Here is a 19,004-nt window from a genome sequence, read left to right as displayed (position 1 = left end):
GGAGGTCTATAAATGAAGTTTTTGCGTAATTGCTGGTACATCGCAGCATGGGATGAGGAGCTCAAGCCTGGCAAGCCGCTGGGACGGAAACTGCTCAACGAGAATATCGCGATGTTTCGCGATTCAGCGGGTCGCGCGCACGCAATTTCCGATCGCTGTCCGCACCGCTTTGCGCCGTTACATCTGGGAAAAGTCACGGGCGACAGCCTGCAATGCCCCTATCACGGCCTTGAATTTGATGGTGCGGGGCAGTGCACCCGAAATCCGCATGGTAACGGCTCCATTCCCCATGCGGCCAAGGTCAAATCCTACCCCGTAGCCGAGCGCTATAGCATCATTTGGATATGGATGGGCGAAGAGAGCAAGGCCGACCAGGCGTTGATACCTTCGTTCGAGCGGATGGATCCGGAAAACTGGTTCGTCGGCAAGGAATACTTGCACGTTCTGTCGAACTACCAGCTCGACGTCGACAATATCCTGGATCTCAGCCACATCGATTACCTGCATGCCGCGACATTGGGAGGGTCCAACTCCGAGGCAGCCGAAACCGAAGTGGTTCAGAAGGGAAACACCGTGTACTCGTTGCGTTTGGTGCGCAACGAGCGATTGTCCGAGGAGCTCGAGCGACGCAACGGCCTGCCCCCCGGCACCCGTGTCGATCGGTGGCTCGATGTGCGGTGGGAGCCTCCGGGCGTCATGGAGCTGATCGTCGGAAATGCGCCAACTGGCTCGGACGACCCGCGGGCGTTGGGCAAACCGCTCTACTTTTTTCATATGTTCACGCCCGAAACCGAAACGACGGCCCACTACTGGTTCGGTGTCAGTAAGCCGAAGGCGAGCGGCGAGGCAGGCAAGGACTTTGTCCTTGGGCAGGTCTCGTTCCTGAAGAGGCCATTTGAGACCGAAGACTTGCCGATGCTTGAGGCCCAGCAGCGCAGCATGGGCGGGTCCTCGTTCTGGGACCTGAAGCCAGTCTTGCTACCGATCGACGGCCCGGCAGTACGCGCCCGCCGCATTCTGGACACGCTGATCGAGGCGGAACAGAAAGGTCAAGGAGTCATGGCGGCGAGTGTCGATCCGACATGACCATTGTTGCCTCGGCGGAGAACCCGAACAAGATCATGAAGGCCGGGTGGATAGAGGCTGAAGTGCGCGCGAAGTGGCTGGAGGCAGCCAACATCTTTTCCTATGAATTGATGGACGTGCGTGGTCGTCGGCTGCCGGCTTTTGAAGCCGGAGCGCACATCGATGTCGAAATCGAAGCAGGTCTGGTGCGTCAGTATTCGCTCTGCAACCATCCCCTTGAGGAGCACCGCTACCTCATCGGCGTGTTGCTCGATCAGAACAGCCGCGGCGGCTCCCTAGCCATGCATCGTAAGATCCAGCGGGGTGACCGGATTCGCATCAGCGAACCTCGAAACAATTTTGCCTTGGAGCCTTCGGCCAAGCGGCACCTGCTCTTTGCCGGCGGCATCGGCATAACGCCGATCATATGCATGGCGGAACGTTTGGAAGAGAGGCGCTCGGACTTTGAGATGCACTATTGCGCGCGCACCGCGGAGCACGCCGCCTTCGCGAGCCGCATTCGCCGCTCGAGCTTCTCCGAACGTGTGCAGTTTCACTATGACAATGGCCCAGACGCACAGAAGCTCGACCTGGAAGCGGTGCTGCAAAGTCCCACGCCTGAAACTCATATTTACGTTTGTGGCCCGGCCGGCTTCATCACGTGGGTTCTAGACACAGCCAAGGCCACCGGCTGGGTGGACGCGCAGTTGCACCGTGAATACTTCGTTCCGGCGGCGCGCTCGACGGAAGCTGGAGAGTTCGAAGTCCAGGTGGCAAGCAGCGGCAAGGTCCTTGTTGTTCGCGCCGATCAACCAATCACCGCTGCGCTAGCGGAAAGCGGCATTGAAGTGCCGACGTCCTGCGAGCAGGGCGTTTGCGGCACCTGCCTTACGCGTGTTCTCGAAGGTGAGCCTGATCACCGCGATTTCTTTCTGACCGATGAGGAGCGGCTGAAGAACGATCGGATGCTTCTGTGCTGCTCCCGCGCCAACAGCGCAAGGTTGATCCTGGATCTTTAGCAGCTTCTCGCGAACGCTCAGAGCAGCCAACAGCAGTGAATGACGGAGGAAATCATCACATGAACCGACTCTACGGATCGTTGTATTCGCGTGCGCATCGTTGTGCCTGGATGCTGAAGGAGCTTGGTCTGGACTTTGAGCATGTTCCGACCAATTTCACAGATGGTAGCACACGCACGCCTGAATTTCTTAAGATCAACCCGAATGGGCGTGTTCCAGTGTTCGAATCCGACGAGGTCCGCCTGTTCGAATCTCTCGCGATCAACCTCTACCTGGCACGGAAATATCCAAGCGATCTGTCGCCTGCCACTCTGGAAGAAGAGGGGCTCGTGATCCAGTGGAGTCTCTGGGCCGTGACCGAAATCGAAAAGCCGCTGCTTCTAGCGGCGGCCAATCGCTTCCTGTTCGATGAGGATAAGCGCAGTCCAGCCGAGCTGAAAGTTGCGCTTGCGAAGCTGGCGCGTCCACTTGGAGTGCTCGAGCGGCATCTCTCCGAAAGACCCTATCTGGTCGGACAACGGTTTACCGTGGCAGACTTGAACGTCTCTTCAGTCATGACCTTGATCCGCCTCGGCCAACTCGATGTTTCGGAGTGGCCACATGTTGATCGTTGGCTCGATTGCTGTATCGAGCGTCCGGCGGCGGCAGACTGGAAGCCGATCAAGTTTCGCATCCCGCGGCCTGAGACGGACCTCGGCATTCTCGCAATGTTCGTGTGAGCCCAGGGTAAAGCGCTATGCAGGAGGATCGAACGGGGCTGAGCCTCGATAGCGCCGTGACAATCATCGACGCCGCTCTCCGGGTGGCACGCGAGAAGGGTCTTGCGCCTTTGGCGGTTGCGGTCCTTGATCCCGGTGGCCACTTGATCGCCTACAAGCGGGAGGATGGATCGGGCATCGTACGGTTCGAAATCGCGTTCGGCAAAGCATGGGGTTCGCTCGGCATGGGGTTCGGCTCGCGCGAACTCAGCCGTCGGGCGATTAGCCTCCCAACCTTCTTCTCGATGTTGTCGGCCACGACGGGCGGAAGACTTGTCGCCTCACCTGGTGGCGTTCTGATCATCGGAAAGGAACAGCAAGTTCTCGGAGCCGTCGGTATTTCGGGCGACCTCGGCGACAATGACGAGGCGTGCGCCATTGCCGGGATTGCTGCTGCCGGCTTCCGGCCCGGCGGCTAGTCGAAGGGGTAAGCTGGCAGATCTCATTCCTCGGAAGGCATCAGTTGTCGGCGCGCTGATCGCGTTGTGTCGCCGGCCCGGCACATCGACGGCGTCGATGGCAGACATTGATGCAATCTGCTTTTCCAGGGAGTTGCTTACCAATAGGTAGGCTCTCGGTCAGACGGGGCACCGCTCATGCGGGCGTGCGCTCGTCGTCTATCACCGCAGAGCCCACCTGTGTGCTTGGCTGCGCCCTACCGTGGAGTGAATACCGTCCTATGTACTCGACCACAATGTTCATCGGCGGTCAGCCATCGAAAGCGCGAGGAGGGGCCATGTTCGAGCGCCGCAGCCCCCTCCACAATAAGGTCGCCAGTCAGGCTCCTGCAGGAACGGTCGAAGACGCGCGCGCTGCCGTTGAGGCGGCCGCCGCCGCATTCGCGACCTGGTCGGCTCTTGGGCCCACCACCCGCCGGCGAAAGCTTATGGACGCTGCGTCACGCCTGGACGAGAGCGCGGAGTTGATCACTCGGGTGATGGCGGCTGAAACCGGCGCGACCGCGCAATGGGCGGCGTTCAACGTCCATCTCGGTGCGGATATGCTGCGCGAGGCTGCCGCGCTCACGACGCGCGTTGGAGGCGAAGTCATACCTTCCGACGTGCCGGGCAGCATAGCCATGGGCATGCGCGTGCCTGCCGGTGTCGTTCTGGGCATTGCCCCGTGGAACGCTCCCGTGATTCTGGCGGTGCGTGCTGTAGCTGTTCCGTTGGCATGCGGAAACACGGTCGTCCTGAAGGCAAGCGAGGTTTGCCCGGCCACACATGGGCTGGTTGCAAAGGCGTTCATTGATGCGGGCTTGCCGGCTGGTGTCTTTAATTTCCTGACCAACGCGGCGCCCGATGCCGGCCCGGTCGTCGAAGCTCTGATTGGGCACACGGCCGTCAAGCGCGTCAATTTCACCGGCTCTACGCGCGTCGGACGAATTATCGCCCGACTATGTGCCGAGCATCTCAAACCGGCCGTGCTCGAACTCGGCGGCAAAGCGCCTCTAATCGTCCTTGACGATGCTGACCTCGATGCGGCCGTCGATGCCGCTGCATTCGGCGCCTTTGCCAATAGCGGTCAGATATGCATGTCGACCGAACGGCTTATCGTCGACCGCCGCGTCGCCGACCAGTTCGTCGATCGCCTGAAGCGGCGCGTCGCTGCGCTCCCGGCAGGCGATCCGGCCAGTGATCAGCCGGTCGTCCTTGGCGTGCTGGTTGATGCGTCCGCTGTCGAGCGCTGCAATTTTCTGATTGAGGATGCGGTCAGGCGCGGTGCGCAGCTCATCTGTGGGGGGCCGGCCGAGACACCGCTGATGCAGGCTACGCTGCTGGATCACGTTCGACCTGATATGGCCATCTTCAGCGAAGAGAGCTTCGGGCCGGTAAAGCCGATCATTCGAGTCGATGGCGCCGAGGCGGCCATCGCGTGCGCCAACGACAGCGCATATGGGCTCTCGGCAGCTGTTTTCGGCCGCGACATGGCTCGCGCCTTTCAAGTTGCATCGCGCATTGAATCCGGCATCTGTCACGTCAACGGCCCGACAGTGCACGACGAGGCCCAGATGCCGTTCGGAGGCCAGAAAGCATCCGGCTACGGCCGCTTCGGCGGTCAGGCCGGCATCGACGCTTTCACTGAGCTGCGATGGTTGACACTGCAGACGTCGGTCCGCCACTACCCGTTCTAGAGATCTGAACGAAAACGGGGCCCTTTCGTGGGCGAGCGTCTCCGCCCCTGCGCGCGCCTTGGATCGCACATTGATGGCGCGGTAAGCGGAGCTGTCCATTCATCTGGCTCACCGCGAACTCCGCTCTTACAACGGTTCTGTTGCCGTAACCTCCACGGCTCCAGCTGAATACATTTCGTGCTCTCATTAAAAATGGAAATAGTTGGCATTTGCCGAATCCGTTAGTCGGCGAGCTCGCTCGCTCCTAAGTTCGCCGCGCTATTCGTGGGGTGCGATCCGAAAGAGATCGCCGCGAACGACCATTGAGGGGGAGACGATGTTAATACGACGCTGCGCGGTTGCGGCTGTTCTCATGCTGGACTTTGCGACCTTTGCCAACGCTGCGGACTTTCCTGTAAAGGCTAATCCGGCACCGGACCTGCCGTTCTTCTTTGTCATCGACAACCGGGTCACGTTTTCTTGGATGCCCAAGGGGACCGATCCAGGCAAGTTCAGCGTCGGCGCAAACGGAGCCATCAACGGCACGACTTCGAAGCAAGTTTATTCGTTCACTCAGTTCGATGCGTGGGCGTACGGCACAAACTTCTTCACGGTCTCCATGTTCAAGTCTGGTCACAACGATCCGGCTTCGCCCTGCATCAACGCGGGCCTGACCGCGAATTTCACCCCTGGCGATTGTGCCGGGGCCACCGAGTTCTACGGCCTGGTCCGAAGTACGTTCGGGTGGAACGAATTGTTCCAGACCAAGGCGTTCAGTGTCGGACCGTTGCACAACATCTCGTTCGAGATCGGTGCGGATGCCGAGACCGACAACATCTATCTGGCGCCCGCCAAACGACAGGTCGTCGGCGGTCTGCAATTTGCCTTTGACCTGCCTTACAAGGGTTATTTCAACGTCGCCCCGCTTGTCTCCTGGGAGTTTTCGAACCACAACGCGTTCACCCAGTGCGGTACCCTGTTTGCAGGCCCAGTTGCGGGCGTCAGTTGCAACACCGACGGCAATGTCAGCTTCAGACCGACATGGGCGGTCGAGACCAACTACTATATGGATCTGGGTTTCCTGCCGCCCTCGCTGCAGTACTTTTCGATCAGCGGCCGCGCCGCATGGTATGGACGCAAGGGCGATTCAAACGGGCTTCCAGCCCTGTCCGGACCAGGGCGGCTCAGCTCGGCCAGTGCAGTCGAATTCAACAGTGAGCCCATCCGGCTCACATTCGACGCCAGCAAGGCGATGATGGGCCCCAAATATTCCCACTTCGTGGACGTCTGGGTCGCATATCGCTACTGGCAGAACAAGTTCGGTCTTGACCACAACGCGATGCCCGGAGTTTGTACGATCGCAGCCACGGGCCAGACCACCAACAGCTGCACGGAGTCGACGATCTACAGTGGTATCACGATGAAGTTCTAAGTTGTTTCTGCCGATGAGACTTGATGCGCCGCGAGGATACGCGGCGCATCTTTTCGAAGCCAAAATGCGCAACGCGGCATCTGCGCCGCGAACCCTGCTGCAACACCAGTTGCTGGTGACGTGCTCTGACTACGGTGCTTCGACCTGCGTGGCAGAAGCTCTGATCATGTTCCGCAACCAGACATTAGCGGGATCTCGGTTAAGATAGGTCGGCCATTGGAGCTTTTCGGAAATGCGCGGAAGCTCGAAATCGGCTTGCAGCAGCCGAAGCGGCAGATCCTGCGCTCGCCTGCGGGCGAGCCGTAGTGGAAGGATGGCCATATAGCTCGTGCCCACGACAAATTCTGGAAGCAAAAGCAGGCTTTGCAGGCAGATCGACTTCGTTCTGTGTACCCCTTTCGACTGAAAGAAATGATCAACAATTGGGACGCTCAGGCGTTCGTCGAGCAGGGCCGAAACATGAGTGCAAGCCGCCACTGTAGCGAGCGACAGCGGCTCTTGTACGTCAGTGTTGCCAGCCCAGACGACGGGAACGAATGTCTCCTCCCATAAGGTAGCGGTAGAAACTTCGGCATCAAAGGCAACATTGGATCCAAGTAGGACATCGAACGCATCGAGCGGGCGTTCGCGCAAGTCTGGCATCGGGACGTGAGCGATTGAAATCCGAGGCGAGATTGCTCCTATCTGCTTGACAACATCTGCCAAGAGCAGGCTGGCCGTGTAGTCGTTCGTCACCACGGAGAAGGTTCGTTGGCTTGTTTCGGGGTCGAATTCCGCACGAGTAAGCGCAAGCGCGCGTGCTCGTGCCACCAGATCGTCGATGGAACCCGTCATCTGAAGCGCCAACCGCGTGGGCACCATTTTGCGGCCCGATTGGACCAGGAGCTCGTCGTCAAAGTGGATGCGCAACCGGGCGAGCGCATTGCTGATCGCGGATGGCGTCAAATTGAGCTCCCCCGCGACACGACTTAGGTTTCGCGTCTTGAGGAGCCGATCCAGCACTAACAGCAGATTCAGATCTAACCGGTGGCAGCGCATGAATTCTCCTCGCCACGAGACCGATTATTGGAGTCCAAAAAATCGTTCGGCATTTTGGCAAGATATAAGCTCGCGCTCTTGTTCGGTGAGCTTGGCGCCGTCCAGAAAGCGAACCGCCTCCGCGTCGTCCTCGTAGGGGTAGTCAGCCGCGAACAGAATGCGTTCCGGTCCGAGAACGTCGATGCTCAGCCGCAGCGCGGGCATGGAGGTGACCCCGGCCGTGGTGATGACGAAATTGTCGAGGAAGTATTCGCTCGGGAGGCGCTGCAGCTTGGCCACGGCGCCGATCTTGACCTGCAGCAGGTAACGGTTGTCGATGCGCTGCAGCCAGAATGGGATGCCCTCGCCCATGTGGCCTAGGATGATCTTGAGCTTCGGGAAGCGTGCGAATGTGCCGGACATGATCAGGCGCATGGCGTGCAGCCCTGTCTCGACGGCAAAGCCCCAGCCGGCGAAATAAAGTCCATAATCGAGGAAGGGTTTGACGAGGCTCGGAGCCGGTTCTCGTGGATGGAGGTACATCGGCAGATCCGTCGCTTCCATTGCCTCGAAGATCGGCGCGTAGCGCGGTGCATCGAGATATTCGCCGAAGGTATGGGAGTTCACGATCAGGCCCCGCAGGCCGAGCGCCTTGATGCGTTCGATTTCCCGCGCGGCGGCGTCGGGCGATTGCGGCGCGATCGCGCCCAGTCCCGCGAGGCGGGTGGGTGCGGCGCGCACTGCAGCGGCCAGGGCGTCGTTTGCGTCCGCGGCCAGCCTGGTCGCGAGGTCCGGAGCGAACACCTGCACGCCGGGCGAGGTCAGTGACACAACCTGCATGTCGATCCCGACCTGGTCCATATGGGCTATCCGCCCCGCTCCGATGTCGAGCAGGCGCGAATGCAGAAGCGCGTTCCCCGGTGTCTCGGCAAGAATGCTCTCACCCATCTTGGCAAAGCCGGGTTCGACGTCACTTCCTGCAAGCACTTTCTTCCACTCAGCGGCGATCTCCGCCGTGACGAATGCCTCTTCAATTGCAATCCGCTTCACGCTGTTCTCCTTGATTGTTGTTAGCGGCTCATTCTTCGGTGCCGAAATAGAGGTGACGCAGCCGTTCGTCGACGCGAACCTTGGCTGCCGGCCCGGATAGCGTGATCCGCCCCTTATTGATGATGTGCGCCATATCGGCGAGGTCGAGGGCCCGCTCGAGATCCTGCTCGACAATCAGCATGGTCAGCCCCTCTCGTTTGAGCTCGGCAAGCGCCACGTAGAGACGGTCCATCATCACCGGTGCTAGCCCGAGGCTGATCTCGTCGAAAATGACCAGCCGCGGCTTAGCCATGAGCGCTCGTCCGATGGCCAGGGCCTGTTGCTGCCCTCCGGACATCGAAGTGCCACCGGCATTCCGTCGTTCCGCCAGGACGGGGAAGAGCGCGTAGACACGCTCAAGCCGCTGCTTGCGTTCGATGGAGGAGGCGTTGCGCGCAGCCACCAGCAGGTTTTCTTCGACGGAGAGCGAGGCGAAGATGCGTCTGCCCTCCATGCAGTGAGCAATGCCGCGATTGGCGACGGCATGAGCGGGTTGGCCGGTGATATCCTCGCCATCGAGATAGATCCGGCCGGCGGTCATCGGCAGGGCGCGACTGATGACGTGGGCGAGGGTGGTCTTGCCGGCCCCGTTGGATCCGAGAATGCCGACCACCTGACCTGGCATCACTGACAGGCTCAGATCATGAATGACGCGGGCTTGGCCGTATCCGGCGCAGACACTGTCGAGGGTGAGGAGCGGTGTCGCTGCGGAAGTCCCGTCGCGGGGCGCGCTGGTCGGTTCGACCGCTTGTGGGCGGCTGGAGCCAGAGCCATGGCTGGTCCCCAAATAGACAGCGCTGACCTCGTCGCTTGCCAGCACGTCATCGGTACGGCCCTTTGTCAGCACCTTTCCGAAGTTGATGACCAGGAGATCCTGGCAGCACTCCTTCACGATGCGGATGACGTGCTCGATGATGATGATCGCCCGCGCACCATCCTGCAGTGAACGAATGAGCGCAATCAAGTCGGAGACCTCGCTGTCGATCAGGCCGGCGCCGACCTCGTCGAGCAGCAAGAGCTTTGGCTTGAGCGCCAGAGCCCGTGCCACCTCGAGGCGCTTGCGGCGCAGAAGCGGGAGGTCGCGTGCCCGGGTATTGGCCACGTCGGCGAGCCCACAGCGCTCCAGGAGTTCCTGGCGCTCGGCCCCGGCAGTCTTGGCCGAGACCAACGGAGCGATCGAAAACTGGCCGACTGCCAGATTGTCTGCGACGGTCATGTCGAGAAAAGGCCGGGGAATCTGGTATGTCCGCCCGATCCCGCAGCGTGCTCGCTCGGAAGCCGGCAGGGCTGAGATGTCTCGTCCAGCGAAACGGATTTTTCCGGCGCTGGGCGCAATCGCACCTGCCAGCAGTCCAATCAGCGTCGATTTACCGGCGCCATTTGGGCCGATGACGCCGAGCGTCTGACCTTCGACCAATCTTATATCGATCCCGTCATTGGCGACTAGGCCGCCATAGCGCTTGCTGAGACCCTCGGCCTCGAGCAGCACGCGAGTGTCACTCATCGTCGGCCTCCATCGTCGCCGGCTTGCGCTGTCGATTGATCAATCCGAGCGCCAGACCGCACAGACCGCGCGGTGCGTAGCGGATGAGCAGGATCAGAATGGCGCCAGTGATCGCGACGTGGAGTTCCGGATAGTCGGCCAGCAGCTCGCCGAGGGTGACGTAGAATAGGGCCCCGACACAGGCGCCGAGGCGCATGCCAAGGCCGCCGATGATGACAATGGCGAGCGGATCGACCGACCATTGCAGGCCGAAGCTGCCATACGGTTCGATAGCACCAAGCTTGGTAGCCTGAAGGCCGCCCGCAACTGCGACCAACGCGCTCGCCGTGAGAAAGGCGACGAGCTTGATCCGAAAGGCGCGGACGCCGACTTGGCTCGCGGCGTCCTCGTCGTCGCGAACGGCGCGAAGCAACACGGAAAAGCGAGAGCCTGTCGCGAGCATCATGACGGCTGAGGCGAGGGCGAGAAGCACCGCCGCGTAACGAAACAGCTCTGGCGTGTCAGGAAGGTCGATCGTCACGAACAGGCCGGTGGCGCCGCCGAACCAGGGGGCGTTGACCACGAACAGGCGCAAAGCTTCCGCAAGCGCCAAGGTGCCAACGGTGAAATAGAGGCCGCGCAAGCGAAACAGGCCGCGCGACATGACAAGCGCAACGGCCATCCCGGCGATCGCCGAAACGCCGAGAGCCAATGGCAGGTTGACACCGGCGTGGTTGAGTAAACCTACGGTCACGTAGGCGCCGAGCCCGAAGAAGGAGGAGGTTCCAAGCGACACCAGCCCGCCATAGCCCGCCTGTAGATTCCAGGCTTCGGCCAGCACGATGTAGATCAGAAGCTTGAACCCGATCTCGACGAAGTAGGTCGAAAGCACCGCAGGTGCCGAGATCAGAAGCGCGAGGGCGAGCGCAAGGCCTGCGACCCGGATGATCGTGCTCCGGTCTGCAGAGCCGCTTCGGGGAACGACGAGCGGAGAAGCCATTGTCATGCGCGGCTCCCGAGAATGCCTTGGGGACGCAGTGACAATACGGTGAGAAACGCGACGAGAGCGACCAGGTCGCGGTAGCCATCTCCGAGTGTCAGGCCGCCGAGGCTCTGCAATATGCCGAGGATGATGCCGCCCACCAGGGTGCCGAAGACGTTGCCGAGGCCTCCGAGGACGATCACCGCGAAGTCGGTGAGCAAATAGGCCGCGCCGCTCGCCGGGGTGAACGAGAGCGCCACACCGATCAGCGTGCCGCCAACACCGGCGCAGGCCGCACCGAGGCAAAACGTGAGCGCATGAACGCGCCCGACATTGATACCAATGATGGCAGCAGCCTGTGGCTGGTCCGCACTCGCCCGCAAGTCGCTGCCAAATCGGCTTTTCGAGACGAGGAGATGCACCACAAGGATCAGCAGCACCGAGATGACGAAGCCAATGACGTAGATCTGAGGAACGCCGATCGGGCCGAGCTCCATCGGAACGGTGGCATAGCTTCGCTCGATCGCGCGGGTGTCGGCACTGAACATCAGCACGAAGAGATTTTGCAGAATGATGGAGATGCCGAACGTCGTCATCATCGATGCTTCAGCGCCCTTGTCGGCGAGCGGAGCCAGCAGGAGGCGGTATAAGGGATAGGCCAACAAAGCCAGGGCGAGGCCGATCAGCACCAAGCCGGCAAGCGGGTCGATACCTGTTCTTTGCAACAAGAACAGACCGGCATAGGCGCCGGCGACCAGGAATTCGCCGTGGGCGAGGTTCACCAGACGCATGACGCCCAGGATGATGGAGAGACCGAGCGCCGTGAGCGCCAGCATTCCACCGAGCAGCACGCCTGATATCAGCGTATTCAGAATGACGTCGAATCCAAACATCGCGTCCGTTCCAATAAATGGTGAGGGGGCTCGGCCATCGCCATGAACCGAGCCCGTATTGGCAGTCGGATCAGGGCAGCGGAAACAAGATCTTTCCGTTGGCCCGGTCGCTCGGCCAGACGATAGGCGTCTTGCCGGACTGCCACTGCAGCACCACCAACGGCAATTTCGACGTGTGATTCTCGTCAAATTTGATGGGACCGACCACATAGGTCTTGTCGGTCCGCGCGATCGCAGCGTTGATTTTCTCCGGCTCCAGCGAAGCCGCAGCGGCGATTGCGTCGAGCAGCACCTGCGCGGCCGCATAGCTATCGGCGATGTGCTGGCTCGATGTCAGCTTGGTTTCGCTCTCGAACGCGGCCGCAAGGTCCTTGGCACCGGGATAGGGGAAGCTCGGATCCCAATAGCCTCCGACCACCACCCCATCGGCCAACTTGCCGAGTGCCTCGGCGAACTGGACCGGCTCCGCCCCTTTCTCGATCACCAGGAACTTCGGCGTGTATCCCGCGGAGGCGATCTGCTTTCGGATCGAAACGGCCTGCGGCGTGATCGCATCGACCAGCACGATGTCGGCGCCTTTTGCCTTGGCCTCGGCAACGATGGAGGTAAACTGCGTATTGTCGACCGGGAAGGATGCGTTCTGCACCACCTCGTATCCGGCTTCCTTCGCCATGTTGGGCCACAACGTTCCGCCGACCACCTGGCCATCGGGGCCGTTGTCGTGGAAAATCGCCACCTTCTTGTTCGTTTCCAGCTTGAGGTCGCCCAGCGCCTTGAATGGAATCGCCGCGAGCTCCGGCTCATGGAAGAACAGGTCCCAGACGTAGGTCCACTTGCGAACGGACTTGAAGGCCTCGAGCGGATTGCAGGCGGTCACGAGCGGGATCTTCTTTCGCTCGGCGACGAGCGCGCCAGCATTGACCAGCGCAGGCGTGCACGAACCGAGCAGCGCTACGGCCTTGTCGCGCGACAGCAGGCTCTCCGTATTGGCGGCGGTGGTGTTGGGATCGGTCTTGTCGTCTCGCAGCACCAGCCGCACGGGAAGCTTCTTGCCAGCGATAGCGATCCCGCCAGTCTTGTTCACTTCGTCCACGGCGCGACTGTAGCCCCACTTCTGGAAGCTGCCGAAGCCGGCCAACGGCCCGCTCATCGGAATGGATGCTCCGATCACGATCTCGTCGGCAGCGTCGGCGGGCCTCGCGATGGCCACCGCGGCGACGCACGAAAGAGCGATCGGGAACAGACGACAGGCGAGGCGATAGACCGGAGCCGATAATCCATACAGTCTTGACGTCATGCTTTCCTCCATGCTGATCTGAGGGCCATTGTGGCCTCGTTGCTTCTTGGGCTTGCGCCGCAGTCTTGCGGCGCGGAGTCAGAACGCGTTGTCGCCGGTGTAGCGGCGATACAGCACCGGCAGGAGCTCGGCGAGATAACCCATCTCTTCGGTGGCATGCTGGTGCAGGCGCCGTGCGAAATCATCGTTCAGCTGGCGTTTGCGCCCTTCGACGGCGATATGCTCCGGCACAGGTTCTCGGGTCTTCTTGTCGGCGAGGATGCCGAGCCAGAAGCGCGAGCGCATTTCGCAGCCATAGTCAGTATCGCGGACAAAATGGCACATACGGCCGACATGCACAGGCGCATCCTGACCCCCGATCCGCGCACAGATTGCGACGGCTCCGGAGCGGTCGTATCGTTCGGCCTCGAAGATCTCGTGCGGATGGTGGAAATCGATGGTGAGATCGTAGATGGGTCCGGTAGGCCCGGCGAGATATTCGCTAACCACGTGGGAGGCGCCGATATAGTTGCCGTCGACGCGATTGAGCCAGGCGCTCGCGACGTGATCGCGCGGATGCCAGAGCTTGTACTGCTCGATGCCGCCCAGCCAACCGAACCACCAATGCACCATCTTGGCGCGGCAGCCCGGCATGCGGGTCAGGGCAGCAACCAGTTTCTTGCCGGCAGCAAGATCTTTGTAGCCGGATTCGAACGGCTGATAGCCCGGCTCAAGCAGCAGGTTGCAATCCTCAAATTCCATGGCGTCCTCCTGGTGGCTCGTCGTTTGTCTTGTTGTCGTGTCGCCAAAGCGGGGCACGGCTGTGCTAGGCGGCGTGTGATGGTCTTGCCCTCACACTGAGGATCTCGCGCGCACTGGGCGGCGTCGCGACGGTCCCGTTGGCCTCGCGAATGAGGCGGGCTGCTCTGGCAACGAACTCGGCGTTGTTCTTGGCGAGCCGGCCCTTGGCATAGAGCACGTTGTCTTCCATTCCGACCCTGATGTGACCCCCGAGTGACAGGGTTGCGAACAGGATCGGCAGGTGGCCAGCTCCGATGCCGAAAGCCGACCAGTTGGCATGGGGCGGCAGAATGCTCTTGAGGAATACGAGATTCTCGACGGTCGCGGCGATGCCGCCGGCCGCGCCGAGCACGAACTGGAAATAGGTCGGGCCGCGTAACACGCCTTTTTTCATGTAGTAGAGAGCATTGTAGAGCATGCCAGGATCAAACACCTCGATCTCCGGCATCACGCCATGTTCGTTCATGACGCCAGCCAGTTTCTCGAGAAAAGCCGGATGGTTGATGAATAGCGTCGAGTGCATCCAGTTCATCGATCCGGCGTCGAACGAGGCGAGCTCTGGCTTCAGTTCGATCAGATGCGCCATACGCGTTTCGTCCGTGGCATTCAGATCGCCGGACGTGGTGAGATTGAGTACGATGTCGCAGCGTTGGCGAATAAGCCCGACCGTCTCGATGAAGCGCCCCTTGTCCATCGTGCCCTTGCCTTGGTCATCACGCATGTGCAGATGGGCAATGGCCGCGCCGGCCTGCCAGCACTCGTAGACGTCTTCGGCGATCTCCCGCGGCGTCAACGGGATCGCCGGGTTGTGCTCCTTGGTCGGAAACGCACCGGTCGGGGCGACGGTGATGATGGTATCAGCCATGAGTGGGCTCCTCTGACTTGCTCTCGTGTGGGCCTATGAATAGGCGCGCGATGCTTTGAGTTGCTTGGCCAGCCGCCCGAGAAAGGCGCGGCGGATCGTCGGTATGACGTCGGCGTCGTAGTTGTAGAATCCGGCGCCACTTTTCACGCCGAGTTTGCCCTCGGCCACCTTTCGCCGCAGCAGCGGGCTCGCTTCGCGAGAAGCGTCCATCACGGCCAGGAGGTTGTCGCCGACGGTGAGCCAGATATCGAGACCGCCGAAGTCGGCGACCTCGAGCTGGCCGGTGGTGGCGTATCGGAACGCAGGACCGAATTTCAATGCGGTGTCGATATCCGCGGCGTCGGCCACGCCTTGCTCGATCAGCGAAAAGACCTCGCGTGCGACCGCCTGCTGGATGCGATTGGCCACGAGACCTGGAACGTCCTTCAGGATCTTCGCGGTGCGCTTGCCGATTTTCCGGTGAAGCGATGCGACGGCCTCGTAGATCTCCGCCGTAGTATTGCCAAAGGCCGAGATCTCGACCAGCGGCATGATCAACGGCGGATTGTACCAGTGTGTCACCAATACTCGGCCGCGCCGGCTCTCCGGCAATGCCGCAATCATCGGGGCAAGCGGCAGGCTCGACGTATTGGTGGCGAATATCGTCGTCGGAAGACAGAGCCGGTCGAGTTCGGCGAACAGTCCTTGTTTCAACTCCATGCGCTCCGGGATCGCCTCGACGACAAAGTCACGGTCGCGAGCCGCCGCCGTGAGATCGTCGAAGATCTTGATCCTGCTGAGTGCGGACGCAATTTCCGCCGGAGCGATCAATTCTTCTTCGACCAGCAGGCCATAGGCAGCCTCGATGGAGGGCACGATGCACGCGCGCGTCGCTGGGGAAGGCTCATACAGGTGCACCGAGACGTCATGCAGAGCAAATGCTGCCGCGATGCCGTGCCCCATGGTGCCGCCACCGATGACACCGATTTTTTGCAACATGCGGACCTCCGGAGCTGGACAGGACAAGCACGACGGACGTCACCCCGCCGTGTAACCGCCGTCGGCATCGAGAACGTGCCCGGTATAGAAATCCGAGGCCTTGGAGGCCAGGAACAGCAAGGGACCAGCGAGATCCTGCGGCTCACCCAGGCGTCCCTTCGGCACTCGCGCAAGAAAGCCCTTTCGGACTTCTCGGGCGCGCTCGGTATCCTCGAACATCCAGGCGGTGAGGGGAGAGCGGAACACCGTCGGCGCGATCGCATTGACGGTGATGCCGGTCTCGCCCCATTCGCAACCAAGCGCTCGGGTGATGCCGTCGACGGCCGCCTTGGACGCACAATAGGCCGAGTAGCCAGCCGGATGACCGAGCTTGCCTCGCGCGGAGGACATCAGGACGACCTTGCCGCCGCGTCCTTGAGCCAGCATCTGCTTGCCCGCGGCTCTTGCCATCAGCCATGATTGGGTGACGTTGGCATCCATGACGTCGAGAAAGCGCTCCGGAGCCATCTCCACGATCTTGCTGACGTCGTTCTTGCCGGATGCGACGACGAGAATGTCAATGGCGCCGAAAGCTTTCACCGCCTGCGCGACGATGTCCTGGCAGGCAGCTTCGTCGGTGGGGCGCGCCTTGACCGCGAGAACCTCGGCGCCGAGCTCGCGCGCGGAGGAAGCCGTTTGCTCGAGGGCCTGCGCATTGCCGGCAACGGCCACGATCTTTGCCCCGGCGCCGGCCAATACCTGCACAGCCAGCGCACCAAAGGCGCCTGATGCGCCGGTAACGATTGCGACCTTGCCGCGGATATCGAACAAGGACAACGGGTTCTTGAGGAAATCGATCGATGCGGTCACGGCTTCGCTCCTGGCGGATATGGGATCACGACCAGCATGGTGCAGACGTCGTTGCGGCGATTGACGAGCTCGCGCACTTCACCGGGCGCGATGGTGCAACTGTCGTATCGACCAAGCACGGTCTTGTGCCCGCCGACGCTCACGGTCATCTCGCCGTCGAGCACCACATATACCTTCTCGAAGGGCGTGGAATCCGGCCCGGCGCCGCCGCCGGGCAGGAATTGCGAAAGGCCGACCCATTGGTTGGTGGGGCCGCCTGGTTCAAACCCCTGCAGACGCAACCCGACCACGCCGCGGTGGTTGGGTGCGTCGTAGGGCTCCGCATCTGCAAAGCGCTTGACATGCATCAGAATGCCTCGCCCTTTTCGATCCGATACGCCTGCTTGGGATCGGTAATGGCGACGAGGCGGATGATGCAGCCGTCACCACGATCCCAATTCCACGGAAAGAACGCAAAGGTGCAGCGCTTGCCGGTGACCTCGTCGAGATCGCCTCCGACATTCTCGATCCCGAGGATGCCGTGCTTGAAGAGCTTGTTGTGCACCGGCTCCCATTCGGGGAAATCATCGGCCCAGTCGCGGCCGCCTGACCAGACGCGATATTCCTCCTTGAGGTGCGGCAGCAACGGACCATTGCGATGTTGTCCGATCGCGGTGGCCAGCGGATGATCGTTGGCTTGAGTGTCGTGACCGACTACTTTGATCTGCTTGTCCACCATCCAATCGGCCGCGGAGGGCACGAGGCCCGGGCAATAGGCGAAATAGTCGCCGTCCTCGTAGACCTTGTGCCAGCCGGTATTGATGATCAGAACGTCGTGTGGGCGGATCGCGTGACCGCAGGCCTTCTCCAGATCGTCCGCGGTGATCGATTCCCATTTCTTCTTCGGAATCGAGACCACGATGCCCGAGCCGAAGAAGTGCGGAAGCGGCACTTCATCGATGAAGGGCGTGCCTTGCACCACGTGAGCGGGTGCATCGATATGAGTAGTCGAGTGCATCGATGTGGTGATGCGCTGCGACAGCACGCCCGACTTCGCCATGTAGTGGATGCGCTCGATCTTGACGTCTTCGAAATATGGCCAATTCGGGCACTGAAAACCCCAACGGTGCGAGAGGTTGGTGAACCTCAGCCCCATGGCATTGTCGGCGTTGCTCTGGAATCTGATGCCACGCACCTCGATGGACATGCGTCCTCCTTCTGAATGTTTCTTACCCCACCGCGAGCCGCTGACCGGCCGTCGTGGGCGAGAGCTCTGGTTCTAGTGCTCCACTATGCGATACAGATGTATCATAATATGGGTGCCGTCAACAAGAATCGCGCAGCCCTCCGCAGCCCTCCGCAAGAAAGCGTAGAGCAGGTGAGTGATGCTGAGGTTTTGCACCGCGCTGTGGTACAGCACACGCCATCGCGTGAAAGCTCACGTGTGGAGGCGCAGTCGCTCGGCTCGCCCGAGCGAGCGAGACTTTCCGAATTTGCGTTGAATGAGATGAAGGATAGAAAATGCGGAAAGCCACATCACGAGCGCTGAAGCCCCGCCCGTCCGAGGCGCAGCCCAGCGAGGATCGTGCCGGCAACGGCATTCAGGTGCTGGCGCGCGCAGGGAGTATTCTGCGCACACTCGAAAGCCATCCCAACGGCCTGAGCCTTGGTCAGATCGCCAAATCGGTGAACCTGGCCCGCTCGACCGTCCAGCGGATCGTCTCGGCTTTAATGGCCGAAGACTTCGTCACTTCGACCGGTCCTGGTCAGGTCCGTATCGGCTTGGGGCTCTTGAGGATCGCTGCCTCCGTCGGCGCCAGTTCGGCCGACATCATTCGTCCGCATCTCCTGGGACTGGGCGAAGAAGTCGGGGAGACGGTCGATCTATCGGTCTTGTCCGGTGGCTCCGCGGTGTTCGTCGATCAGGTGCCCGGCCGTCATCGGCTCACGGCATTGTCCGCGATCGGCGAGCGCTTTCCGCTGCACTGCACGGCGAACGGAAAGGCCATCCTTGCCTGCTTTTCACCGGAGGAAAGTACAGAATTGGTCGAAAAGAGTCTTGCCGAGCATCCGGACTATCCGCTCGCCAACCGCAAGCGGCTGATGGATGAACTCAACGACATCAGGCGCACGCACCTTGCCTATGATCTGGAAGAGCATGGTGGCGGGATTAGCGCCATAGGAACTGCGGTGCTCGATCACTTCGGACGTCCGGTCGCGGTATCGATTCCCGTCCCCACGCAGCGCTTCCTCGAAAATCGGGACGGCCTTGCCGAGCGGCTGTTGGGTTTCCGGCAGCGCGTCGAGGGAGTTCTGTCGCGGTGATCCACGGCTTGCACTGCGTCTCATAATGCAATACATAAGACCCGCATCGTAGTACGGTCCTGAAGTCCCGCAGAGGGCTC

The 19,004-nt window shown here is 61.1% G+C and carries 19 protein-coding genes; 7 read left to right on the top strand and 12 right to left on the bottom strand.

Annotation, left to right across the window (positions count from 1 at the left end):
* Window positions 1–12: 12 nt before the first annotated feature.
* The 6 genes from RAD15_RS05755 to RAD15_RS05730 all read left to right on the top strand — a co-directional run bounded on the left by RAD15_RS05755 (window position 13) and on the right by RAD15_RS05730 (window position 6,387).
* Window positions 13–1,086 (top strand): aromatic ring-hydroxylating dioxygenase subunit alpha, encoded by a 1,074-nt coding sequence (locus RAD15_RS05755; RefSeq protein ID WP_458175291.1) that lies wholly within the window; start codon window positions 13–15, stop codon window positions 1,084–1,086.
* Window positions 1,083–2,084, top strand: a complete 1,002-nt coding sequence (locus RAD15_RS05750; protein ID WP_458175289.1) for a PDR/VanB family oxidoreductase — start codon at window positions 1,083–1,085, stop codon at window positions 2,082–2,084. Before RAD15_RS05755 ends, RAD15_RS05750 begins: the two co-directional genes overlap by 4 nt.
* A 59-nt stretch (window positions 2,085–2,143) precedes the next feature.
* On the top strand, window positions 2,144–2,803 hold the full coding sequence (locus RAD15_RS05745) for a glutathione S-transferase family protein (RefSeq protein WP_458175287.1): 660 nt from the start codon (window positions 2,144–2,146) through the stop codon (window positions 2,801–2,803).
* 17 nt (window positions 2,804–2,820) lie between these two features.
* Complete coding sequence (locus RAD15_RS05740; protein ID WP_458175285.1) at window positions 2,821–3,261, top strand: GlcG/HbpS family heme-binding protein; 441 nt, start codon at window positions 2,821–2,823, stop codon at window positions 3,259–3,261.
* A 260-nt stretch (window positions 3,262–3,521) separates the two neighbouring features.
* A complete protein-coding gene (locus tag RAD15_RS05735; RefSeq protein ID WP_458175283.1) occupies window positions 3,522–4,976 on the top strand; it encodes an aldehyde dehydrogenase in 1,455 nt (484 codons plus the stop codon).
* 352 nt (window positions 4,977–5,328) lie between these two features.
* The gene (locus RAD15_RS05730) at window positions 5,329–6,387 is read left to right on the top strand and encodes a hypothetical protein (RefSeq protein WP_458175281.1); all 1,059 of its coding nucleotides are present in this window, start codon (window positions 5,329–5,331) and stop codon (window positions 6,385–6,387) included.
* Window positions 6,388–6,516: 129 nt separating this feature from the next.
* Here RAD15_RS05730 and RAD15_RS05725 read toward each other — a convergent pair whose 3' ends face one another.
* The 12 genes from RAD15_RS05725 to RAD15_RS05670 all read right to left on the bottom strand — a co-directional run bounded on the left by RAD15_RS05725 (window position 6,517) and on the right by RAD15_RS05670 (window position 17,806).
* Window positions 6,517–7,425 carry a LysR family transcriptional regulator gene (locus tag RAD15_RS05725; RefSeq protein WP_458175279.1) on the bottom strand — a complete coding sequence of 303 codons (909 nt, stop codon included), beginning with the start codon at window positions 7,423–7,425 and terminating at the stop codon, window positions 6,517–6,519.
* 24 nt (window positions 7,426–7,449) lie between these two features.
* Window positions 7,450–8,454 carry an amidohydrolase family protein gene (locus RAD15_RS05720; RefSeq protein WP_458175277.1) on the bottom strand — a complete coding sequence of 335 codons (1,005 nt, stop codon included), beginning with the start codon at window positions 8,452–8,454 and terminating at the stop codon, window positions 7,450–7,452.
* 28 nt (window positions 8,455–8,482) lie between these two features.
* Entirely contained in the window at window positions 8,483–9,997 is a 1,515-nt protein-coding gene (locus RAD15_RS05715) for an ATP-binding cassette domain-containing protein (protein ID WP_458175275.1), read from the bottom strand.
* On the bottom strand, window positions 9,990–10,982 hold the full coding sequence (locus tag RAD15_RS05710) for a branched-chain amino acid ABC transporter permease (protein ID WP_458175273.1): 993 nt from the start codon (window positions 10,980–10,982) through the stop codon (window positions 9,990–9,992). The genes RAD15_RS05715 and RAD15_RS05710 overlap by 8 nt, the downstream gene beginning before the upstream one ends.
* Entirely contained in the window at window positions 10,979–11,851 is an 873-nt protein-coding gene (locus RAD15_RS05705) for a branched-chain amino acid ABC transporter permease (protein ID WP_458175271.1), read from the bottom strand. Before RAD15_RS05705 ends, RAD15_RS05710 begins: the two co-directional genes overlap by 4 nt.
* 70 nt (window positions 11,852–11,921) lie before the next feature.
* Window positions 11,922–13,148, bottom strand: a complete 1,227-nt coding sequence (locus tag RAD15_RS05700; RefSeq protein WP_458175269.1) for an amino acid ABC transporter substrate-binding protein — start codon at window positions 13,146–13,148, stop codon at window positions 11,922–11,924.
* 78 nt (window positions 13,149–13,226) lie between these two features.
* Complete coding sequence (locus RAD15_RS05695) at window positions 13,227–13,889, bottom strand: DAPG hydrolase family protein (RefSeq protein WP_458175267.1); 663 nt, start codon at window positions 13,887–13,889, stop codon at window positions 13,227–13,229.
* Between the two features lie 64 nt (window positions 13,890–13,953).
* The gene (locus RAD15_RS05690; protein WP_458175265.1) at window positions 13,954–14,793 is read right to left on the bottom strand and encodes a 3-keto-5-aminohexanoate cleavage protein; all 840 of its coding nucleotides are present in this window, start codon (window positions 14,791–14,793) and stop codon (window positions 13,954–13,956) included.
* 33 nt (window positions 14,794–14,826) lie between these two features.
* Entirely contained in the window at window positions 14,827–15,771 is a 945-nt protein-coding gene (locus RAD15_RS05685) for a 3-hydroxyacyl-CoA dehydrogenase family protein (RefSeq protein WP_458175263.1), read from the bottom strand.
* A gap of 39 nt (window positions 15,772–15,810) precedes the next feature.
* Window positions 15,811–16,620: an SDR family NAD(P)-dependent oxidoreductase gene (locus RAD15_RS05680; RefSeq protein WP_458175261.1), complete on the bottom strand. Its 810-nt coding sequence runs from the start codon at window positions 16,618–16,620 to the stop codon at window positions 15,811–15,813.
* Window positions 16,617–16,967: a cupin domain-containing protein gene (locus RAD15_RS05675; RefSeq protein WP_458175259.1), complete on the bottom strand. Its 351-nt coding sequence runs from the start codon at window positions 16,965–16,967 to the stop codon at window positions 16,617–16,619. Before RAD15_RS05675 ends, RAD15_RS05680 begins: the two co-directional genes overlap by 4 nt.
* On the bottom strand, window positions 16,967–17,806 hold the full coding sequence (locus RAD15_RS05670; RefSeq protein WP_458175258.1) for a cyclase family protein: 840 nt from the start codon (window positions 17,804–17,806) through the stop codon (window positions 16,967–16,969). The genes RAD15_RS05675 and RAD15_RS05670 overlap by 1 nt, the downstream gene beginning before the upstream one ends.
* 314 nt (window positions 17,807–18,120) lie before the next feature.
* Between RAD15_RS05670 and RAD15_RS05665 the strand changes: the two genes are divergently transcribed.
* Window positions 18,121–18,924, top strand: coding sequence for an IclR family transcriptional regulator (locus RAD15_RS05665; protein WP_458175257.1), 804 nt, complete (start codon window positions 18,121–18,123; stop codon window positions 18,922–18,924).
* The last annotated feature ends 80 nt before the right edge of the window (window positions 18,925–19,004 follow it).

The organism is Bradyrhizobium sp. 14AA, assembly GCF_054185205.1.
This window is presented reverse-complemented; position numbering and strand designations above follow the sequence as displayed.

Coding starts and splice junctions, on each gene's coding strand:
- RAD15_RS05755 (WP_458175291.1), top strand. CDS start 13: ATGAAGTTTTTGCGTAATTGCTGGTACATCGCAGCATGGGATGAGGAG.
- RAD15_RS05735 (WP_458175283.1), top strand. CDS start 3,522: ATGTACTCGACCACAATGTTCATCGGCGGTCAGCCATCGAAAGCGCGA.
- RAD15_RS05690 (WP_458175265.1), bottom strand. CDS start 14,793: ATGGCTGATACCATCATCACCGTCGCCCCGACCGGTGCGTTTCCGACC.
- RAD15_RS05705 (WP_458175271.1), bottom strand. CDS start 11,851: ATGTTTGGATTCGACGTCATTCTGAATACGCTGATATCAGGCGTGCTG.
- RAD15_RS05745 (WP_458175287.1), top strand. CDS start 2,144: ATGAACCGACTCTACGGATCGTTGTATTCGCGTGCGCATCGTTGTGCC.
- RAD15_RS05740 (WP_458175285.1), top strand. CDS start 2,821: ATGCAGGAGGATCGAACGGGGCTGAGCCTCGATAGCGCCGTGACAATC.
- RAD15_RS05715 (WP_458175275.1), bottom strand. CDS start 9,997: ATGAGTGACACTCGCGTGCTGCTCGAGGCCGAGGGTCTCAGCAAGCGC.
- RAD15_RS05710 (WP_458175273.1), bottom strand. CDS start 10,982: ATGACAATGGCTTCTCCGCTCGTCGTTCCCCGAAGCGGCTCTGCAGAC.
- RAD15_RS05695 (WP_458175267.1), bottom strand. CDS start 13,889: ATGGAATTTGAGGATTGCAACCTGCTGCTTGAGCCGGGCTATCAGCCG.
- RAD15_RS05685 (WP_458175263.1), bottom strand. CDS start 15,771: ATGTTGCAAAAAATCGGTGTCATCGGTGGCGGCACCATGGGGCACGGC.
- RAD15_RS05700 (WP_458175269.1), bottom strand. CDS start 13,148: ATGACGTCAAGACTGTATGGATTATCGGCTCCGGTCTATCGCCTCGCC.
- RAD15_RS05670 (WP_458175258.1), bottom strand. CDS start 17,806: ATGTCCATCGAGGTGCGTGGCATCAGATTCCAGAGCAACGCCGACAAT.
- RAD15_RS05725 (WP_458175279.1), bottom strand. CDS start 7,425: ATGCGCTGCCACCGGTTAGATCTGAATCTGCTGTTAGTGCTGGATCGG.
- RAD15_RS05665 (WP_458175257.1), top strand. CDS start 18,121: ATGCGGAAAGCCACATCACGAGCGCTGAAGCCCCGCCCGTCCGAGGCG.
- RAD15_RS05730 (WP_458175281.1), top strand. CDS start 5,329: ATGCTGGACTTTGCGACCTTTGCCAACGCTGCGGACTTTCCTGTAAAG.
- RAD15_RS05675 (WP_458175259.1), bottom strand. CDS start 16,967: ATGCATGTCAAGCGCTTTGCAGATGCGGAGCCCTACGACGCACCCAAC.
- RAD15_RS05750 (WP_458175289.1), top strand. CDS start 1,083: ATGACCATTGTTGCCTCGGCGGAGAACCCGAACAAGATCATGAAGGCC.